17 protein-coding genes and 1 riboswitch are annotated in these 19,122 nt (G+C 52.3%); of the genes, 6 read left to right on the forward strand and 11 right to left on the reverse strand.

What is annotated here, in order from left to right:
* Positions 1-471: 471 nt before the first annotated feature.
* Genes gcvPB through gcvT form a run of 3 tightly spaced genes read right to left on the reverse strand, consistent with a single transcriptional unit; the run spans position 472 to position 4,469 of the window.
* Positions 472-1,977, reverse strand: a complete 1,506-nt coding sequence (gene gcvPB / locus NR121_RS01945; RefSeq protein ID WP_309144120.1) for an aminomethyl-transferring glycine dehydrogenase subunit GcvPB — start codon at positions 1,975-1,977, stop codon at positions 472-474.
* Entirely contained in the window at positions 1,974-3,326 is a 1,353-nt protein-coding gene (gcvPA, locus tag NR121_RS01950; RefSeq protein WP_054819593.1) for an aminomethyl-transferring glycine dehydrogenase subunit GcvPA, read from the reverse strand. Before gcvPA ends, gcvPB begins: the two co-directional genes overlap by 4 nt.
* 39 nt (positions 3,327-3,365) lie before the next feature.
* Positions 3,366-4,469 (reverse strand): glycine cleavage system aminomethyltransferase GcvT, encoded by a 1,104-nt coding sequence (gene gcvT / locus NR121_RS01955; protein ID WP_054819594.1) that lies wholly within the window; start codon positions 4,467-4,469, stop codon positions 3,366-3,368.
* Between the two features lie 190 nt (positions 4,470-4,659).
* Positions 4,660-4,754, reverse strand: a riboswitch (glycine riboswitch).
* Positions 4,755-4,993: 239 nt separating this feature from the next.
* Between gcvT and gcvH the strand changes: the two genes are divergently transcribed.
* Positions 4,994-5,401: a glycine cleavage system protein GcvH gene (gene gcvH, locus NR121_RS01960; protein WP_256830445.1), complete on the forward strand. Its 408-nt coding sequence runs from the start codon at positions 4,994-4,996 to the stop codon at positions 5,399-5,401.
* A gap of 480 nt (positions 5,402-5,881) precedes the next feature.
* On the opposite strand, the gene NR121_RS01965 is transcribed toward gcvH, so the two are convergent.
* Both NR121_RS01965 and NR121_RS01970 read right to left on the reverse strand, forming a co-directional pair.
* Positions 5,882-7,057, reverse strand: coding sequence for a MalY/PatB family protein (locus NR121_RS01965; RefSeq protein WP_054819595.1), 1,176 nt, complete (start codon positions 7,055-7,057; stop codon positions 5,882-5,884).
* Between the two features lie 90 nt (positions 7,058-7,147).
* On the reverse strand, positions 7,148-7,717 hold the full coding sequence (locus NR121_RS01970; RefSeq protein WP_062409391.1) for a GbsR/MarR family transcriptional regulator: 570 nt from the start codon (positions 7,715-7,717) through the stop codon (positions 7,148-7,150).
* Positions 7,718-8,010: 293 nt separating this feature from the next.
* Here NR121_RS01970 and NR121_RS01975 point away from each other — a divergent pair, with 293 nt between their 5' ends.
* The 5 genes from NR121_RS01975 to NR121_RS01995 all read left to right on the forward strand — a co-directional run bounded on the left by NR121_RS01975 (position 8,011) and on the right by NR121_RS01995 (position 12,316).
* Positions 8,011-9,216: a quaternary amine ABC transporter ATP-binding protein gene (locus NR121_RS01975; protein ID WP_062409390.1), complete on the forward strand. Its 1,206-nt coding sequence runs from the start codon at positions 8,011-8,013 to the stop codon at positions 9,214-9,216.
* A complete protein-coding gene (locus tag NR121_RS01980; protein WP_062409389.1) occupies positions 9,209-10,042 on the forward strand; it encodes an ABC transporter permease in 834 nt (277 codons plus the stop codon). The genes NR121_RS01975 and NR121_RS01980 overlap by 8 nt, the downstream gene beginning before the upstream one ends.
* Before the next feature lie 30 nt (positions 10,043-10,072).
* Positions 10,073-10,957: a glycine betaine ABC transporter substrate-binding protein gene (locus tag NR121_RS01985; RefSeq protein WP_373864980.1), complete on the forward strand. Its 885-nt coding sequence runs from the start codon at positions 10,073-10,075 to the stop codon at positions 10,955-10,957.
* 240 nt (positions 10,958-11,197) lie between these two features.
* Complete coding sequence (locus NR121_RS01990; RefSeq protein WP_054819596.1) at positions 11,198-11,665, forward strand: hypothetical protein; 468 nt, start codon at positions 11,198-11,200, stop codon at positions 11,663-11,665.
* 12 nt (positions 11,666-11,677) lie between these two features.
* Positions 11,678-12,316, forward strand: a complete 639-nt coding sequence (locus NR121_RS01995) for a GDSL-type esterase/lipase family protein (RefSeq protein ID WP_054819597.1) — start codon at positions 11,678-11,680, stop codon at positions 12,314-12,316.
* Positions 12,317-12,411: 95 nt separating this feature from the next.
* Here the strand turns inward: NR121_RS01995 and NR121_RS02000 are convergent, their stop codons facing one another.
* From NR121_RS02000 to NR121_RS02025, 6 genes are all read right to left on the reverse strand, one after another.
* Positions 12,412-13,218 (reverse strand): histidinol-phosphatase, encoded by an 807-nt coding sequence (locus NR121_RS02000; RefSeq protein ID WP_062411004.1) that lies wholly within the window; start codon positions 13,216-13,218, stop codon positions 12,412-12,414.
* A gap of 8 nt (positions 13,219-13,226) precedes the next feature.
* Entirely contained in the window at positions 13,227-14,129 is a 903-nt protein-coding gene (locus NR121_RS02005) for a LysR family transcriptional regulator (RefSeq protein ID WP_062409387.1), read from the reverse strand.
* Between the two features lie 262 nt (positions 14,130-14,391).
* Entirely contained in the window at positions 14,392-16,020 is a 1,629-nt protein-coding gene (locus tag NR121_RS02010) for an MDR family MFS transporter (RefSeq protein ID WP_054819598.1), read from the reverse strand.
* 21 nt (positions 16,021-16,041) lie between these two features.
* Positions 16,042-16,476, reverse strand: coding sequence for a MarR family winged helix-turn-helix transcriptional regulator (locus NR121_RS02015; protein WP_062409385.1), 435 nt, complete (start codon positions 16,474-16,476; stop codon positions 16,042-16,044).
* Positions 16,477-16,636: 160 nt separating this feature from the next.
* Positions 16,637-17,431 carry an HAD-IIA family hydrolase gene (locus NR121_RS02020; RefSeq protein WP_174350105.1) on the reverse strand — a complete coding sequence of 265 codons (795 nt, stop codon included), beginning with the start codon at positions 17,429-17,431 and terminating at the stop codon, positions 16,637-16,639.
* A 35-nt stretch (positions 17,432-17,466) separates the two neighbouring features.
* The gene (locus tag NR121_RS02025; protein WP_375162502.1) at positions 17,467-19,119 is read right to left on the reverse strand and encodes a sensor histidine kinase; all 1,653 of its coding nucleotides are present in this window, start codon (positions 19,117-19,119) and stop codon (positions 17,467-17,469) included.
* Positions 19,120-19,122: the final 3 nt, after the last annotated feature.

Here is a 19,122-nt window from a genome sequence, read left to right on the forward strand (position 1 = left end):
AGTGTTGAATTTTGGCAAATACTTTAATTGAGACCGATTATTAGCCTATTTTGGTGGATTATCTCCATATTGAGAAGTTTTATCAATGATTTTGATAGTTATTCTCAATTTCGATATAGCGCTTTCAAACTTGTTACATAAATGAAATATTTCTGTTACTTGTTTAACATATTGACGATGTATAATTAGTGACAAGACCCCCTTTTTTAATATATACACTTTAAGACCCGGCCCCGTTGGCGGGTCTCTTTTTTTGTCTTGAAGGCTTAGAACAATAAAGATATGTCCAAATCCGATAAAGTTAAAATGAAATAGGATATATTATGCAGAAGGACGATAACTCGCCAACTTTTCGCGGCAATATGAGAATCAATTAGAAGCTTGCCGATAGGATCGAAGAAAAACAAACCCGCCAGGTTAGGCGAGTTTGCTTTATTGCAGGGTAACCCCGTTATGTTTCGAAACGGACTATTAGCGGCAGGTGCAATTCAGTACGGGCTTTCGGGCTGCCTGGGTTTCGTTCAGCCTTCTTACGGCTGTAGTGTGCGGGGCGTTCAGCAGCAGCTCCGGATGATGCTCGGCCTCGTGAGCGATCTGGATCATCGCATCGATAAAAGCATCGAGTGTTTCTTTGCTCTCGGTTTCGGTAGGCTCGATCATGATGCATTCTTCGACATTCAGCGGAAAATAAATGGTCGGGGGATGATAACCGAAATCAAGCAGTCTTTTGGCTACATCTAACGTATGCACGCCGAATTTTTTCAGCTTTCTGCCGGACATGACAAATTCGTGCTTGCACAGGCGCTCATACGGAACCTCGTAATAAGGCGCCAGCCTGCGCATCATGTAGTTGGCGTTCAGCACGGCGCATTCGGATACGGCGCGAAGCCCCTCTGGACCATAGCTGCGGATATAGGTGTAGGCCCGTACAAGAATCCCGAAATTGCCGTAGAAGGCTTTGACCCGGCCGATCGATTCTGGCTTGTCATAGTCGAAGTAGTACGTCCCGTCTTCCTTGCGTTCTACGGTCGGTGCTGGCAGGAATGGGGCCAGCTTTTGCTTCACGCCCACCGGGCCTGCGCCCGGGCCTCCGCCGCCGTGCGGGGTGCTCATGGTTTTATGAAGATTTAAATGAACAACATCAAAGCCCATATCTCCGGGGCGCGTAATGCCCATAATCGCGTTGGAATTGGCTCCATCGTAATACAACAGGCCTCCGGCTTCGTGTACGATTTCCGCAATTTCCACGATCCGCTCCTCGAACAAGCCGAGCGTATTAGGGTTGGTCAGCATGAGTGCGGCGGTATCCGAACCTACCGCTGCGCGCAGCGCTTCCAGATCGACCAGCCCCTTGGCGTCGGATTTGACGATGATGGTCTCAAGCCCCGCGACGGTTGCGCTTGCAGGGTTGGTGCCGTGGGAGGAGTCCGGAACAATGACCTTCGTCCGATGCTCGCCACGGCTCTCGTGATAGGCGCGAATCATCATGAGTCCGGTCCATTCGCCGTGTGCCCCGGCTGCGGGCTGCAGCGTCACCCGGTCCATGCCGGTGATGGCGGTCAAATCATTCTGCAGCGTATACAACAACTCCAATGCGCCTTGGATGGAGGATTCGGGCTGGTACGGATGAATTTTGGAAAAACCGGGAAAACGAGCGACATCCTCGTTGATTTTCGGATTATATTTCATGGTGCAGGAGCCTAAGGGATAAAATCCGTTGTCGATGCCGAAATTGCGGCGCGATAAAGCGGTGTAATGGCGAATGACGTCGACCTCGCTGACCTCGGGAAGCTGAGCGGGCTTTGTTCGCAGCAGACGGGAAGGAATTAGTTCATCGATGCTGGTCTGAGGCACATCGCATTCGGGTAGGGAGTACCCGATCCGTCCGGGCCTGCTTATCTCGAAAATCAAGGCTTGATCGTGCTTTACGCTGCTTGTTTCCTCTACGATACGTTCAGTGGATTTTTCGCTGCTCACAGGGATGCCTCCATTCGGTCGATAAATTCCTCGATCTCTTCCCGGGTTCTTCGTTCCGTAACGGCGATGAGGAGGTGATTTTTTAATTCCGGGTATGCCGATCCCAGATCATAGCCTCCGATAAATCCAAAGGACAGCAGCGCTTCATTAAGCCTTCCGATGTCGGCCTGTTCGGGTAACTTAAGTACGAACTCGTTGAAAAAAGGGCTGTTGAAAGCAAGGGTGACGTCCTTGATCCGCCGGAAGCTTTCGACCGCATAGTGTGCTTTCCGCACGTTCGTGCCTGCCACCTCCTGTAAGCCGGCTTTACCCATAACCGACAAGTAAACGGAAGCGCATAGAGCAAGGAGAGCCTGGTTGGAGCAAATGTTGGAGGTTGCTTTTTCACGGCGGATGTGCTGTTCCCTTGCCTGCAGCGTGAGCACAAAACCGCGTTTGCCGTCCCGGTCTACCGTTTGGCCTACGATTCGGCCGGGCATCCTGCGGAGCCACGGTGAGCCGACGGCGAAGAAGCCGCAGGTAGGTCCGCCAAGAGCCGCAGGAATGCCCAGCGGCTGCGCATCGCCTATCACGATGTCCGCGCCGAGAGCGCCTGGCGGCTCCAGCAAACCGAGTGAGAGCGGATTGGTATACACTACGAGCAAGCCGTTTACGGCATGAATGAGCGGCTCCATAGCTCGTAAATCCTCGATACAGCCGAAAAAATTGGGCGATTGTACGATTACGGCTGCGGTTTGACCGGAGATTTGGGAGGCGAGCAGCTTCTGATCCGTTACACCATCCGCATAGTCGATTTCAACGATATCCAGATCTAACCCCCGTGCCGCCGTACGTAAGGTTTGCCGGGATTCGGGGTGTACCGCCCGCGAGACGACCAGCTGCTTTCGTTTGGTGGCTTCGCAGGCCAGCTTTCCGGCCTCCGCCAGAGCGGTAGCGCCGTCGTACATGCTTGCATTGGCCGCGGCCATCGCCGTCAATTCGCAAATATACGACTGAAATTCAAAGATCGCCTGAAGCTCGCCTTGGCTGATTTCCGGTTGATAGGGGGTATAGGCGGTGTAAAACTCGGAACGGGAAATCACGTGTTGAATGACGGCGGGGATGTGGTGATCATAGATGCCGGCACCCAAGAAGCTGGTGTACCGATCGGTATCCGCATTTTTCTCCACTAATCGGCGTGTGTGCTTGAGCAATTCAGGCTCACTCAGTGCGGAAGAGACATTCAAGATTCCTTGAAACCGGACTGGGGCAGGGATGTCGGCAAACAGCTCCTCCACCGACTTGATGCCGATTTCGGCCATCATGTCCTGCCGATCCTGCTCCGTCATTGGTAAGTATCGATGCTTCACCTTATTCAGCTCCTTTATGATGGGGGAAAGCCGATTACCTTATTTGCTGGTCCGTTTATAAAACGGACTGGGAACAACCTCCGCCCGTAATCGTTTGCCGCGAATGTCCACTTCGATTTTCGTGCCGATGTCTGCATAACGGGTATCCAGCAAGGCCAAGCCCAAGCTCCTTTTCAGGGTGGGGGATTGCGTGCCCGATGTAACTTCTCCTATGCATGCACCGTCTGCATATACCCTGTAGTGGGGGCGGGGAATACCACGGTCAATCATCCCGATGCCTACAAGCCTGCGGCGTACTCCTTCCCGCTTTTGCTTTAACAGCGCTTCCCTGCCGATAAATCCTTCTTTACTTAGCTTCACGGCAAATCCAACTCCGGCTTCCAAAGGGGACACCCCGGCGCTGAGCTCTTGCCCGTACAAAGGCAGCCTAGCTTCAAAGCGGAGCGTATCTCTGGCTCCAAGTCCGGCGGGGATTAAGCCGTGATCCCGGCCGTGCTCAAGCAGCGTCCGCCATACATGAAGAGCGTCGGCGCCGGGAAGATAGAGTTCAAACCCGTCCTCGCCGGTATATCCTGTGCGGGAGACAAGAGCCTGAACGCCGCAGACCTGAACATTCGAAATAAACGAAAATGAGGTTAAATCGGAAAGAGAGGCGTCTGTAACCCGAGAGAGTATGGTTTCCGCCAACGGGCCTTGAAGCGCAAGCAGAGCGGTTTGCTCAGAGACGTTTCGGATCACAACGTCGCCGATCAGGTGGCGGTCCATCCATTCGAGATCCTTGTCGATATTCGAGGCGTTGATAACCAGCATGAACTGGTCTGTGGTGAGCCGATAAACCAGCAAATCGTCAACGACGCCGCCGTCAGGATAGCACATCAAACTGTACTGTGCCTGACCGTCCCTTAATTTGGAGACATCGTTCGTCGTCAAGTGCTGCAGGTAAGCCTCGGCAAAGGTACCCGTAACCAGAACCTCGCCCATATGGGAAACATCGAATAATCCGGCGTGCCGGCGAACGGCATCGTGCTCTTTTTGAATGCCGATGAATTGGACGGGCAGCTCCCAACCGCCGAAATCGATGCAGCGGGCTCCCGGTTCATCCGCGTAGAGCGGGAATAGCGGTGTTCTTTTTAAGGGGGACATCTCTTTCACCTCTTTCGATGATTTGGCCTCTCAAGCGCATAGAAAAAACAAACAGAGCCAAAGAAGCGGGCTTGCCGGGCTTGCCGGCGTTACCTCGTTCCTTGCTCTGTCCTTCTACCTGAGAGTTACCTTATGCCGCAGCACAAGTTTCCCCTTGGGTGACCTGTTTTGCAGGTTCTCTCCAGAGATGTGTCCGGCAAAAGTCCTTTTGCCTGAGAGATTCACCTTGCGGCTTACCCCTTCGGCGTTACTTTAATGTCAAGTAATCTCTCCTTTTGTCATCATCCACAGATATTTAGTTGTCTTATTCTCATTATTTCCCGGTTGAAACGGATTGTCAATGTGCTTTTCCGATAAAATAAATTGATATGTAAGTTATATTGACGTAAACTTGTCCATTGTTTTATTCTACCAGTATACGTGCGAAGATGAAGGATCACAAGGGTGGAAGGCCTGTGCCTCCGGGGAGAACGAATCGCAGCCGGCAGGTGCAGAACACCGCACAGACGGGGAGCTGTATGGATATGAACGAGGTTAAAGCGAACGTTTTCTACAGCAAAGAGCATGAATGGGCGGACATCGGGGAATCCGGGACGGTCAGGGTCGGCATAAGCGATTTTGCGCAATGCGAGCTGGGGGATATTGTATTTGTCGAGCTCCCCGAGATAGGATCTAGTGTTCGCGCCGGAGACCCTATAGGTACGATTGAATCGGTGAAGACCGTTTCGGATTTGTTTGCTCCCGTTTCGGGCATCATCACGAATATAAATGCCCTTCTGCTCGATCAGCCTGAGCTTGTCAATGAGCAGCCGTATGAGGGCGGATGGATCGTAGAGATCGAATGGTCTCCCGATGCCGGAGAAGAGCTGAACGAGCTTTTCAATGCCGAGCAGTACAAGGCTTATCTCGACGAACAGCATGAAGGCGGATGATGGCAGCGTCTTGTCCGCGTATCTGGAGAAAGCGGCACCCCAAAGACCGGGTCTCCCGGCTGATTTCAGGAGGCGCGGTCCTTATTCGGGCTGCGGTCTATGATCCTTATGATTGACGGTTCAGACCTGTTGAAAAATAGTCATTGCGGCATGACCTCATCCGGAATATGAAGAGCTAGGTCATCGTTTTGGAAGAAATGGAATCGTTCCGCTATTTCGCAAAGCTGCCTTCTCTGGCCTTAATTATGAATTAAGCCGATCAGGGACAAGCCGCAGGGTTTCGCGTATACGTCTTCTGGCTGCGCCGCATTGTTCGGGCAAGCAGCCGTTCGTTCGTAAGCTTTTCTCCTGCCGCCGGCTCACCGGAAATGATGGAATTACGTCCCGATGCCCAAGTCCCAAAGGCGACATAAGGAAGCCCTGTATTCGCGAAAAGGCGCTACGGAATACAAGGCTGTAGTGTTAGTGAGAAACAACGGATTAACTTCTATTGGAAGCCGCCTCACAAAACCGCTCCAGCGCATCCGTCAACAGCGATCTCGGGCAGGCCAGGTTAATGCGCAGCCAGCCTTGTCCCTCCGTGCCGAAGGCAGAGCCTTCGCTGAAGGCCACACGCGCTTTTTCGAACATCAGCGACTTAAGCCCCTTAATATCGAGGCCCAGGCCCCGGCAGTCCACCCACAGCAAATAAGTGCCGTCCGGACGCATCGGCTTTACCTCGGGAAGATGCTCAGCCAAATAAGCTATGGCATAGTCGACATTGCCTGCTACGTATTCGATCAGTTCGTCGAGCCAAGCTTCCCCTTCGTTATATGCGGCCATCACGGCTTCATGAGTAAAGAAGTTCGTCATGTGCAGGCTGAGCGCTTTGACCCGGTAATCGAATTTCCGTTTCATCGCCGCATTAGCGGTGACAATGAACGAGGATTGGAGGCCGGGGAGATTAAACGTCTTTGTCGGCGCGAGTGCAGTCAAGGTAATTTGCGAGAGCTCCTCCGACAAAGAGGCGAACGGAATGTGGCGATGTCCCGGCAGTGCCAAATCACAGTGAATTTCGTCCGAGATGACCGTAACCCCGTGCTTCAGACACAGCTCGCCCAGACGGAGCAGCTCCTCGCGTTCCCACACGCGCCCGCCCGGATTATGCGGACTGCACAGCAGCATCAGCTTGGCTCCGCCCGCCATCAGTTCCTCCAAATGGTCATAATCCATTTCGTATCTGCCGTTACGGATGACCAGAGGGTTCTTAGCCACCTCGCGGCCATTCATCCGAATCACATCGTAAAAAGGATAGTAAACCGGGGATTGAAGAATGACGGAGCCGCCGGGCTCGCTGAATACATCTACCGCGATGCTGAGCGATGTGACGACGCTGGGCACGTCGCTCAGCCATTCCCGCTCGATGGTCCAGCCGTGCCGCCGTTGATACCAGTGGATAATGGCGTCCACATAAGCTTCGTTTTTGATCGAATAGCCGTAAACTCCCAGCGCAGCACGGGCTTCCAGAGCTTTCCTTACGGCAGGAGGACTTTCAAAATCCATATCGGCCACCCAAAGGGGGAGGATGTCCTGATCCCCGAACAGCTTTAGGGATTGATCCCATTTGTAGGAATGCGTATGGCGTCGATTGATGATACGGTCAAAATCGGTTTTCAAAAGCTTCACCTCATCACAACGGTTAGTATTACTCTATTCTATCATAAAGACGATTGAACAGGAAAAAGAGCCTTAATCGGCTCTCCTGCATTATGGTTTTACGGGCTCCTCCTTCGGTACCAGCGAGAAGATTTCCCCGCTCTCGAAGGTATCGATCAAACGGCCCAGCCACATGTAATAGCGGACGGCTTCCTCCAGCTTATTGATATCCGTGTTAACGATCTTCTGCAGCTGTTCATTGTCTTGGTACGCTTCCTTCAACCGCTTCAGCTCGCTGAGTGACTTGCGCACCGCCTGAAGATTCATCTCCGTTTGCTTCCTCCACTTGATAGCGAAGTAATCCGCAAACGTCTGGTACCAGTCCGGCTCCACTTCATACAGATCCTTGCGCGACCCCGGTTCCCATACCTTATGAACCATCTTCAGATCCGTGAGCGTGCGCACGCCTGTGCTCATGCTGGTCTTGCTCATCCCCATGCCTTCGCCCATTTCGTCGAGCGTCATGGGTTTGTCCTGAAAAAACATCATACCGTATAAATGTCCGGACGATAATGTAACTCCGTATAAGTCCATGTTTTTACCGATTGATTCAATCACGCGTTTGCGGGCTTTTTGAATGATGCCGACTTGTTCCTCCGACATGCCAACCCAGTTGTTCATCGTTCTGCCTCCTCCGGACGAAGCCGGTTGCCTGTTCAGATGTTATTCGTATGTTGTTCATAACTGCGGACCGGCAGCCGCCGGCACGCTCTTACTAGAATAGTTACATTGTATTGAAGTTGGTTTTGAAAGTAAAGAAGTTACATGGACAGGAATTTGGAGGAATAAGGAGTATTCTGTATAATACGTTAATAAAGTTTTTTCTGTACGTACGAAACAAACTTATTTGGGTTTTGACCATTTTACACCAAAACCTGTAAACTTAAGCACATCAAAGAATGGGGTGATACAGGTTGATTGAGGTGAAAAACCTGACTAAAATATTCGGGCAGTCGCCGGAAAAAGCCTTGAGCCTCCTGGAGCAAGGCTGGAGCAAGAAACGCATTTTTGCCGAGACAAAGCTGACCGTGGGCGTGAACCGCGCCAACTTTACAGTAAAAGAAGGGGAAATTTTCGTTATCATGGGGTTGTCGGGCAGCGGTAAATCGACGTTGATCCGTCTTATAAACCGCCTGATCGAACCGACGTTCGGAAGCATTACGTTTCAAGGTGAAAATATCGTCGAGATGTCGGAGGGAAGACTCAGAGAGTTCAGAAGAACGGCGATGAGTATGGTGTTCCAAAAATTCGCTTTATTCCCGCATCGCACGGTGGCGCAGAATGTAGAGTTCGGTCTTGAGATACAGAAGATTCCTGCCAAAATCCGCCGAGAGAAAGCGCGGGAAGCATTGGCTTTGGTCGGCCTTGAGGAATGGGAGAACAGTTACCCAGACCAGCTTAGCGGGGGAATGCAGCAGCGCGTCGGACTGGCCAGGGCGCTGGCCAACTCGCCGCAGGTGCTGCTGATGGACGAAGCGTTCAGCGCGTTGGATCCGCTCATCCGCAAAGACATGCAGGAGGAGCTGAGGGAGCTTCAGGAGAAGCTGAAGAAAACCATCATATTCATTACGCACGACTTGAATGAGGCGCTTCGGATCGGAGACCGCATTGCTCTGATGAAGGACGGCTCGATCGTACAGATCGGGACGCCGGAGGAAATCATGATTTCGCCTGCCAACGAATATGTGGAACGGTTTATCGAGGACGTCGATTTGTCCCGGGTACTGACGGCATCGCACGTCATGCGCAGACCGGAGACGATGGTCTACGACCGCGGAGGCCCGAGAGTAGCGCTTGAGCTGATGCGGGAGAACGGCATCTCCAATCTGTTTGTCGTCGACAATTCAAAACGTCTGATCGGCGTATTGACGGCGGAGGATACGGCTCAGGCCATTAAAGAGAATAAAGGGCTTGACGAAATTATCGTCAAAGATGTGCCGACGGTGTCGGAGAATACGCTACTGAACGACTTGTTCGAGCTTGTCAGTGTCAGTCGTGTGCCCGTAGCCGTAACCTCGGAAAGCGGGAGACTGCTTGGTGTAATTATCCGCGGCGCCGTGCTTGGGGCTTTGGCAGGAAATCAAGACCGGGTGCGAAAGGCGGTGAGCGAAGATGCCTAAGCTGCCGATTGCTCCTGGAATAGAGCGTTTTGTTGATTGGGTCGGCTCGACCTTTGATTTCATATTTGATTTCATCTCCACCATCATCGGTGGCACGGTGGATGTTTTCTCGTGGCTGTTTCATTGGCCGCCGGCTTTCGTTTTTATTCTGTTGGTAACTTTCTGGTCCTACCGCTCAGCGGGCTGGGTGCTGGGGCTGTTTTCTCTGGTCGGCTTGCTGTTGATTGATAATCTCGGATTTTGGGACCACACGATGGACACGCTGGCTTTGGTGATGACGAGCGCGCTGGTTTCGGTCATTATAGGGCTGCCGCTTGGCATATGGTGCGCGAGGAATAACTCGGTCCAGAATGCGGTGACGCCGCTTTTGGACTTTATGCAGACCATGCCCGCATTCGTTTACTTGATTCCCGCCGTTTTCTTTTTTGGTTTAGGCGTGGTGCCCGGCGTTATCGCTTCGGTCATTTTTGCCGTGCCGCCTACGATCCGGTTGACGAACCTGGGTATCCGCCAGATTCCGTTCGATTTGATTGAGGCTGCGGATTCGTTCGGTTCGACTCCAGGCCAGAAGCTGTGGAAGGTTCAGCTCCCGCTGGCCCTGCCTACACTGATGGCAGGAATCAACCAGACAATTATGCTGTCCTTATCCATGGTCGTTATTGCATCCATGATCGGAGCCCAGGGAATCGGTGCGGACGTTTATCGCGCGGTGACCCAGCTCAAGATAGGCGAAGGCTTTGAAGCAGGCATTGCCGTTGTGATTTTGGCGATCCTTCTGGACCGCTTAACTCAAAATATAGTCAAAAAGAAAAAAAGGAGAGGGTAGGCATTGAAAAAAAGAACTCGTAACCTGATGATGATGGCGGCATGTGTATTGGGAATAACGGTACTGGCCGCCGGCTGCGGACAGAAGGATTCCGGCTCTGACTCCGGTTCCGCTTCTGTCGGGGAACAGGTCAATTATCAAATTATCGGGATTGATCCCGGTGCAGGTTTGATGCAGGCCACGAGCAAAGCGTTAGAGGAGTACGGACTCACGGACTGGAAGCTGGTGGAGGGCTCCGGGGCCGCCATGACGGCTGCGCTGGATAAAGCCTATAAAGACCAAAAACCCATTATTGTGACGGGATGGACCCCGCATTGGAAGTTCGCCAAATATGACCTTAAATATCTGGAAGATCCGAAAAACGTGTATGGCGGGGATGAGCAAATTCATACGATCGTCAGAAAAGGACTGAAAGAGGAACATCCGGCCGCTTACGCTATGCTGGACCGGTTTGAATGGACACCGGACGATATGGCGAAGGTGATGGTGGAGGTGCAGGAAGGCAAGAAGCCTGAAGAAGCCGCGGCTGCATGGCTCGGCGACAATGCCGACAAGGCGGACGAATGGGTGAAGGATCTGCCCAAACAAGAAGGCAAGACCCTGAAGCTTGCTTACGTGGCCTGGGATTCCGAAATCGCCAGCACCCATGTCGTAAAGCAGGTGCTGGAAACGAGACTTGGATATAAAGTCGACCTGCTGCAGGTCGAAGCCGGACCGATGTGGGCCGGAGTGGCCGAAGGCGATGCGGACGGCATCGTAGCCGCATGGTTGCCGACTACGCACAAAGACTACTTTGATAAGTTCAAGGACAAAATTGAAGACCTTGGTCCGAACTTGAACGGTACCAAGATCGGCCTGGTTGTGCCGAAGTATATGGAAATCAATTCGATAGAAGATTTGAAAAAAACCGAATAAAACTGGTGTAGGAAAGAAGCTGGACTACTCATCATTCCGTGACGCAAGTGTCGGATAAATGAGGCCGGCTTCTTTTTTTTGCTTTATCGGATAGTTTTCGTTGAGACAGTCAGGCACAGGTATCCGCCCATTTTACCGCAAGCATTCCACTTACCCAAGCCATACGGAGCGCATTCACATAATCTGGATTAAGTAGACAAGTCAGAGTATGCCAACACGTGAAGAGGGAAGGGAACGAGCATGAAGAAGACAAAGCAATCGCAAGTCCGTAAATCCGTCCCGCGTGCGGCGCAAGGCTCTAAACCCGAACGTCGCCGCTCTGACGGTACAAGTCGTCCTCACATGCATACAGCCAATGTAAAAGGATTGTTCAGTCCTTTCGGCGGTGGAGGAGCGACCGGCATTCCGGATGGCGCGGGGGGAACAGGCGCGGGTGACGCAGCCAGAGCGGTCGGATCGGGCGGAGGTTTTCTCTCTATGTATGATCGAATCGGCGGATTGGACGGTATTGTGTCCACTATGGGAAAATTCCAGAAGCTGTTTACGATCATGAAACAGATGGGGCCGATATTTAAGCTGATGGGCAGCTTTGGCGGATTTGGAACCGGGATCGGCGGTTTGGGAACGGCCAACGTCAAGGCGGTCCCTCTGCAAGGCAAACATGCTGCAAAACCCAAGAAAGCCGTTGTACGCCAAAAACAGAGATAATGGAAGAAAGGGGTGAAGATCGTGCTCACCTATGCTGCACTTGGAGATTCGATAACCGTCGGAACAGGCGCATGTCCCGGCGGCGGGTTGGTGCCGCAGTATCGGTCTATGACAGAGAAGCGGCTGGGACAATGTGTGTACAGCATCAATTTGGGAATATCCGGGGCGACGACAGGTGACTTGCTTCGGGTGGTGCACGGAAGCCCCGAAATTCGTCATATTCTGGCCCGTGCGGATATCATTACGATTACGGCGGGAGGCAACGATTTAATTCGCGCTGCTCAGCGTTACGCGATGCAAACCAATCCCGAGGTGCTTCAGCAAGCGCTGGTGCAGTGCCGGGAGAACTATGGAAAGATCGTGGATTCCATCCGGAAGCTGAAAGCGAATCGTTCAAGGCCTTATATCATCCGTGCCGTCGATTTGTACAATCCTCTTCCGCAAGTTCCCGCGGCGGCCGGATGGGTACAGCGCCTGGGCCAGCACATTGAGAGCCTGGAGTGCGCCAATTTTCAGGTGGCACGGATTTACAGCCTGTTTGCCGGAAGGGAAAAAGAACTGCTGTCTTCCGACAAGATTCATCCGAATGCGGCGGGATATCGTGTCATGGCGCAGCAAATGAGTCAGCTTGGCTACAGGCCGCTTGGTTAAATCCGGTCAGCCCCCGGCTCCGAACAGCGGGTTGACCGGATTGGCTGGTATAAAAAGCGGATGCCGGGGAGCCCCCGACATCCGCTGCAAACAGGTTATAAAGGTACCTTATGCATTTGCTTTTCTTTGAAATACACCCATTCGCGAAACCCGATCTCTTTGAGCCGCACGGCTACTTCCTCCCAATCGTCACCGACCCGCCCGGGCACATGGGCATCCGAGCCGAAAGTAACGTTCACCCCGTAATGCAGCGCCCGCTCCAGAATCGGATCGATCGGGTACCAGCCGCCGCAATCCTTCGTTTTGCCGGAAGTATTGATCTCGATGGCGATGCCGATTTCGCCGATCGTTTTTAACGTCCGGTCCACCGCATCCGTTTGGATGTCTGAAAAGGCAGGGTAGAAGCCCCGCATCGCGTCAATGTGACCGAGAATTTGAAACATGCCGCTGCGCGCGGATTGCTCGATCAGATCGTAATACAGCTCTTTTTGCTCGACCTTCTGACGGTCGGTCAGTCCGTTCCAGCGTTTTTTGTTGAAAATGCTGACCCCGCCGGACAAATGGACAGAGCCGATGATATAATCGAACGGATATTGTTCATATACCTTACGGTATACGTCCGCATGCTCCGGGAAAAAGTCGGATTCCACACCGAGCAGCACCTCAATGCGTCCCCGGTATTCTTCTTTCAGCTTGAGAACTTCATCTACATAGCGTTTAAATTCGCTCTTCGCCATGGCAATACCCGGCTGTTCCCGGTCGGACTCGCTTGCGAAGTAAGGCGAATGGTCGGAAATCCCGATGACCTGAAGGCCGCGGGCAATACCTGCTTCAATGTAATCGCGGATCGTACCTACGGCATGCCCGCAGCGCTCGTGATGGGTATGCAAATCGAATTTCATATTTTTCATCACTCCGAACCGATAAATTGAATTTCTTCCATGCCTTTGAGATCCATTAAGAATTGATGCAGCGCCGAGCTCAAATAACGTCCGGATTTGTATACCACGCCGACCGGATGGCTGATTTCCAACTCGTTGACGTTAATCATTTTCAACGTGCCAAGACGAAGCTCACTTTGAATCGACAGCTTGGAGATGATTGCCGCTCCCAAATTCAGTTCCACCATCCGCTTCACTTCCTCGCTGCTGGACAGCTCCATGACCACTTGCGGAACGATATGAAGCTGCTTGAAAATTTGATCGACGAACCGGCGTCCGGCCGTTTCGGGAGACAGCATAATGAGAGGCAGCTCATGCAGCCGTTCGATGGGGATATGGCTGTATTGAGCCAGCGGGTGGTCAGGGGACACGACAAGCTCGAACGTGTCGTAATACAGTACGGAGCTTTCCAGCGCCGGGTGCTTGTCGAACAAATACGTAATGCCGATGTCGATCGTTCCGTTCTCGACGTTTTGCATAATCTGCGAAGTCGTCATGGAATGAATCGTTGTTTTGATTAGCGGAAATTGGTTTTGGAAATACGACAAAACTCTTGGCAAAATTTGAATGGCGATGGACGTCGTCGTTCCGAGGTGAATGTGTCCCTGGGGCGTTTGGTTCAAATCAGCAAGCCGCTGTTTCAAATCCTCTACCGTCTGCAGAATTTTTTCGGCATGATCCAAAAATACCTTGCCGCTGTCAGTCAACGTCACGGGCTGATTCCGGTCAATAAGTACCGTTTTGAACTCGTCCTCCAGGCTCTTGATTTGCGCCGACACGGCAGGCTGGGTTAAATTGAGAAGCTCGCCGGCTTTACGGAAGCTCATCGTTTTGGATATCGTGATAAGCGTTTCCAGTTGGTTGAGGTTCACGGTATCCCTCCTCTCCCAAGCGTGAACCTGCGCAACTCTACTGTGCGCAGAATAATTAATTTTTATCAAATGAGTAAAATACATAAATCCGGTTTCTCGACTAATACCATTATATGATACTTGCGGCATTAGGGCAAACTAAGCAGCCAACCAATATTTAAATGTTGATGACCGGTTCGGATGCGAAAGGGAGCCCCCCGTTGAAAGAACAATGGTAACCGCGCTTAAAAGATGTTTCCTTTTCTAAAGGGGCTTATAAGGATTACTCCATGGCCCCTTCCGGGGCCGTGGCTTCTTCTTTGCCGCTGCGGCTTTCCAATTTGATTTTACCGAGAGTCAGCGTTAAGAGGGCACCGAGGAGCACGAAAACCAGTCCGAACCAGAAGACGGAATGCAGCGATTCGATCAATGCGTTCTTAACGATCGGAACGATTTGATCCGCCAGCGTTTTGGGAAATTGGGCCAGCGTCTCCGGATTCAAAAGCGTTGAATACAAGCCCTGCGGATTCGTATGGATCGTTTCGGCAAGTTGATCGGCTATGCCGGCAGCTTGATCCGGCAGCTGCTTCAGCTTGGGCACCAATTGCGATGAGAGCAGCTCATCCGACTTGCTGTTCATGACCACGCCGAGAATGGTCATGCCGAAGGTACCGCCGATTTGGCGGAAAAACTGGCTGGAGGACGTGACCACCCCAAGCTCCGATTTGGGAAACGTTTCCTGCAGCGTAAGCGTCAGCAGAGGCATCACCAGACCCATACCGAGGCCGAGTACCACCATGATCCCGCTGGCGGTCAGTTTGGTCGTATCGATATTCATTGTCGTAAGCAGAAGGAAGCCTGCGGCCATGACGATCATACCGATAACCATTTGTATTTTTACACCGATTTTGTGCACCAGCTGCCCGCCGATCATGCTTGCCGCAATCATCGTGATCATAAGCGGAGTCATGACGGTGCCGGAGGCTGAAGCGCTGATCCCCACAATCCCCTGCATAAACAGAGGTACGAACATAATGGCTCCGAACATGCCCACGCTCATCAGAAACCCGATGGAATTAACCACGGTGAAAGTCCTGTTTTTAAACAGACGCACAGGCAATATGGGCTCGCTGGTTCTGGCTTCGATCAGTACGAAGGCCAGCAGCGAAACGGCAGAAACCGCGAACATCCCGATGATCTGCCAAGATCCCCAAGCGTATTCTTTGCCGCCGAACGTCAGGGCCAGCAGCAGCGTGACGATACCGATAATCATCGTAATCATGCCAGCCATATCGAATTTGACCGGTCCTTGTGCCCGCTGGCCCCTTAAACCCATCGCGATAAAAATCGTTGCCAGAATGCCGACTGGCAAATTGATAAAAAAGATCCAGTGCCAGTTCATCGAATCGACGATCCAACCGCCGACCTGCGGACCGATAACGGAGGAAAGGCCGAAAATTCCTCCGAATACTCCCTGCCATTTGGCCCGCTGCTTTCCGGTAAACATATCCCCGATAATAATCATGGCCATCGGCATCATGATCCCGCCCCCGATACCCTGCAGCGCACGAAACCAAATCAGCTGTTCCATCGTCTGGGCAAGCCCGCAGAGCATGGAACTCAGAATAAAAATTAATAAACCTGCCAAGTATACCGTTCTGCGGCCCAACAGGTCAGCGAGTTTGCCGGCAATCGGGACGACGGTGGTAGATGTAAGCATATAAGCCGTCGTCAACCACGTCATTAAACTGAAACCTCCGAGGTCTCCGACAATACGCGGCATGGCCGTTCCGACGATGGTGTTGTCTAAAGCGGAGAACAGCATGGCTATGATCAAACCGGTGATCAGCAGACCGCGGCCGGCAATTTGGTTATTTTCCGATGAATTGAGTTCTAAGGTTTGCGACACCATTATTCCTCCCGTTTAACTTTATTATTGTTTAATGTGAGCGGCGATTTTCTCGAACGAATGCAGGAATAAATCCAGCTCGTCCGGCTCAAGGTAAGCTAAATACTGCTTGATCTGGGCTGTGCGCACCTCTCTTATTTTCTCTAGCGCTTCGCGTCCTTGCCCGGTAATTTCAAGAAGCACAACCCGCCGGTCCTTTGGGTCGTACTTCCGAACGACAAAACCGTTGTTCACCAGCCGGTCAATCATCACGGAAATGGCGCCGGGAGTAACCTCCATTTTTTGCGCCAGCTGTCCGACAGGGCAGCGCCCGCTGCTGGAAATGGTAAACAGTATCATCATTTGAGGTCCTGTTAACGACAGGTCGGCCGGTATGCCGAGCTCAGGTCCCAGCTTGCGAAACAGCGTGAAGAAGGCGGCCTCAAAGCGACGGACAGCAGGATCCAAGGGGATTTTCATAAGCAACCATCCTAATCTGAAAATAATATTTAATAATAAAATAGTTTAATAGTAAATAATTTAATAATCAAAAATCATAGCACCAGCCAACATAATTGTCAAATGGAAATAAAAAGAACCCTCTCCTTTGGAGGGGTTCATAGAATTATCGTAAGCTTCTTTACCCGATCCGCCCGGCGAGCTCCATGAGATGGAGGCAAACGAGCTCCGGCCGGACGCCGGCTCTTGCGATTTGCTCCTCTACATTGGATTCGTTCGCCAGCCCTGTAAGCACCAGGGCCGTGCGGCACTTTGCCTCTGCTCCGCCGCGGATATCGGTGTTTATATTGTCGCCGACCGCCCAAATTTCCTCTGGGGCAAGCCCGAGCCTGGCGGTGGCATAGCGCATAATGATCGGAGAGGGTTTGCCGATGATGACAGGCGCCGTCTCGCTTGCGCGTTCGATGGAGGCGGAAATGGAGCCTGCCCCCGGCGAAAGCTCGCCGTTCCACGGAAGCAGGTGATCGGGGTTCGTCAGGACATATTTCGCACCGGCTCTGATATAGCGTACGGCCTTAAACATCTTCTCGTAGCTGAAGGTCCGGTCAATTCCCTGGACTACGACCGTCACCCCGCGTTGCTCCGCTTCCTCTCCAACCAGCTCCAATCCCATCTCTTGCAGCGCCTGCTGCAGCCCGGTCTCGCCAATGCACATGACCGGACCGCTATCAAGTCCCGCATCCTTCAAATACATTGCCGCCGCTTGGGCTGAAGTCAGCACTTCGTGCGCGGACGCCTCTATGCCCGTGGCTGTGAGGTGTAAAGCCACTTGCTCCGGCGTCCGGGACGAATTGTTGGTTAAGTAAAGAAACGGGTAGCCCCGTTCCCGAAGCCAGCCGATAAACTCCGCGGCATAGGGAATAGGGCGGTCGCCGTTGTACAGCGTTCCATCCAAATCGAGTAAAAATCCAGGCATTCTGAACCTCCTGAGCATCGTGTAGCCGGTTTTTCTTAAGTTTCCAGCTTTAGTTTGACATAAAAATGAATGCTGCCGCCGGACGATTCGGCCCAGATCGTTCCGTCATGCGATTCGACGATGCTCCTGGCGATCGCAAGGCCTAAACCGGAGCCTCCAGTATCGGAGGTCCGGGCCTTGTCGACGCGGTAGAAGCGGTCGAACAGCTGCTCCAGCTCCTCACGGGTAAGGGCGTCCGCTTTGTTGCTGATTCGAATCAGCACATGATCCCGCTCCCTCGCCATTCCGACCGTAATGGTCCCCGGCTTGGGACTGTACTTGATGGCGTTGCCGAGCAGATTCTCGAACACGCGGATCATCTTGTCCACGTCGATCCGCACGGAGAGTCTTTCCTGCGGAATGCTGCGGATGAGGGTCAACTGCTGTTCCTCACTGAGGGTTACATACTCCTCCAGCAGCTGCTCCAGCACCTCATTGATGGCGACTTCCCGCTTATGCATGGGAACGTCCTGGTGGGTAAGCTTGGTATACTCGAATAAGTCCTCGATCAGTCCTTGCAGCTTCTCCGCTTTGCTGTAAGCAATGGCGACATAACCTGCAGCTTGCTCGGGCGTTTCGTAATTCTTGTCATGCAGAAGCCGCAGGTAACCGATGATCAAGGTCAGCGGTGTGCGCAAATCGTGGGATACATTCGTCACCAGCTCGTTTTTCAACCGCTCGGCCCGCCGTTCCTCTTCTATTGTATGCTGCAGATCGGCTACCATCAAGTTCATGTCTTTGGCGAGCGAGCCGAGTTCATCGCGCGTACGCTCGATCACCCGGTGATCCAGGTTGCCCGTCGCGATAATTCGCAGCCCGGTGGCCAGCTCCTCGATGTATCTCATTTTTTTTCGTGTCAAATAGTAAAAAAGAAAGATGAATACGGCGATGGCGCTCAACAGCGAAAGCGGGCTCTGTCCTTTGATGTAGCTGATCGACGGCTGCGGAATGCCGGAGACGATCAAGTAGGATTTTTGATTATCATAGGTAACCGGATAAAAGCTGGATACTTCCGAACGTCTGTGAGAGTCTTCGTTGCGGGTTTCCATGGCATTGCGGATCACTTTGTGAACGTCGATATACGTTTCAGGAGCGTTCTCGCTGCGGAATATAACCTTTCCTTCCAGATCGGTAATGACGATTTTGTAATTTTCATAGGTAGTTAGATGCTGGACATCTTCCATAAACTTGCGTTTGCGCCGTTCCTCCTGCTGCTTTTTCTGCTGCTGCTTCTCGTTATCGGCGTCAGAAACAGGTTGTGCAGATTCCTGATCGGTCATTTCCACATCAGCGTTCGAGCGACTCGGCAAGCTGCTCATTTCGATCTGTTCATCATCCGACAAGGACGGCTCCAGCAGGCGAACCAGCGAGCGGGCTGCGCTATCGATTTGTCTGATGCCTTGGGAGTAGTCGATGACAGTGCCTTTGTTGATTTGTCCGAACAAGGCGGAGCTGATGCCATAGAAAAGGGTGCTTACGCCAAGACAAATCGCAAAGGTCAGTACGAGCTGAAGCCGTATGCTGCGTTCGACATGCTCTCGGCTCATCCGGAACAAATCCAGGATGAACAAAATCAGACCGCGCAGCAGCGTAAACGGAAACCAGGTGAATGGAAAGCGCTCCAGGATCGGCTTGCGGGACCGCTTCATTTT

Source organism: Paenibacillus sp. Pae15 (genome assembly GCF_024519685.1).
Taxonomy (GTDB): domain Bacteria; phylum Bacillota; class Bacilli; order Paenibacillales; family NBRC-103111; genus Paenibacillus_G; species Paenibacillus_G naphthalenovorans.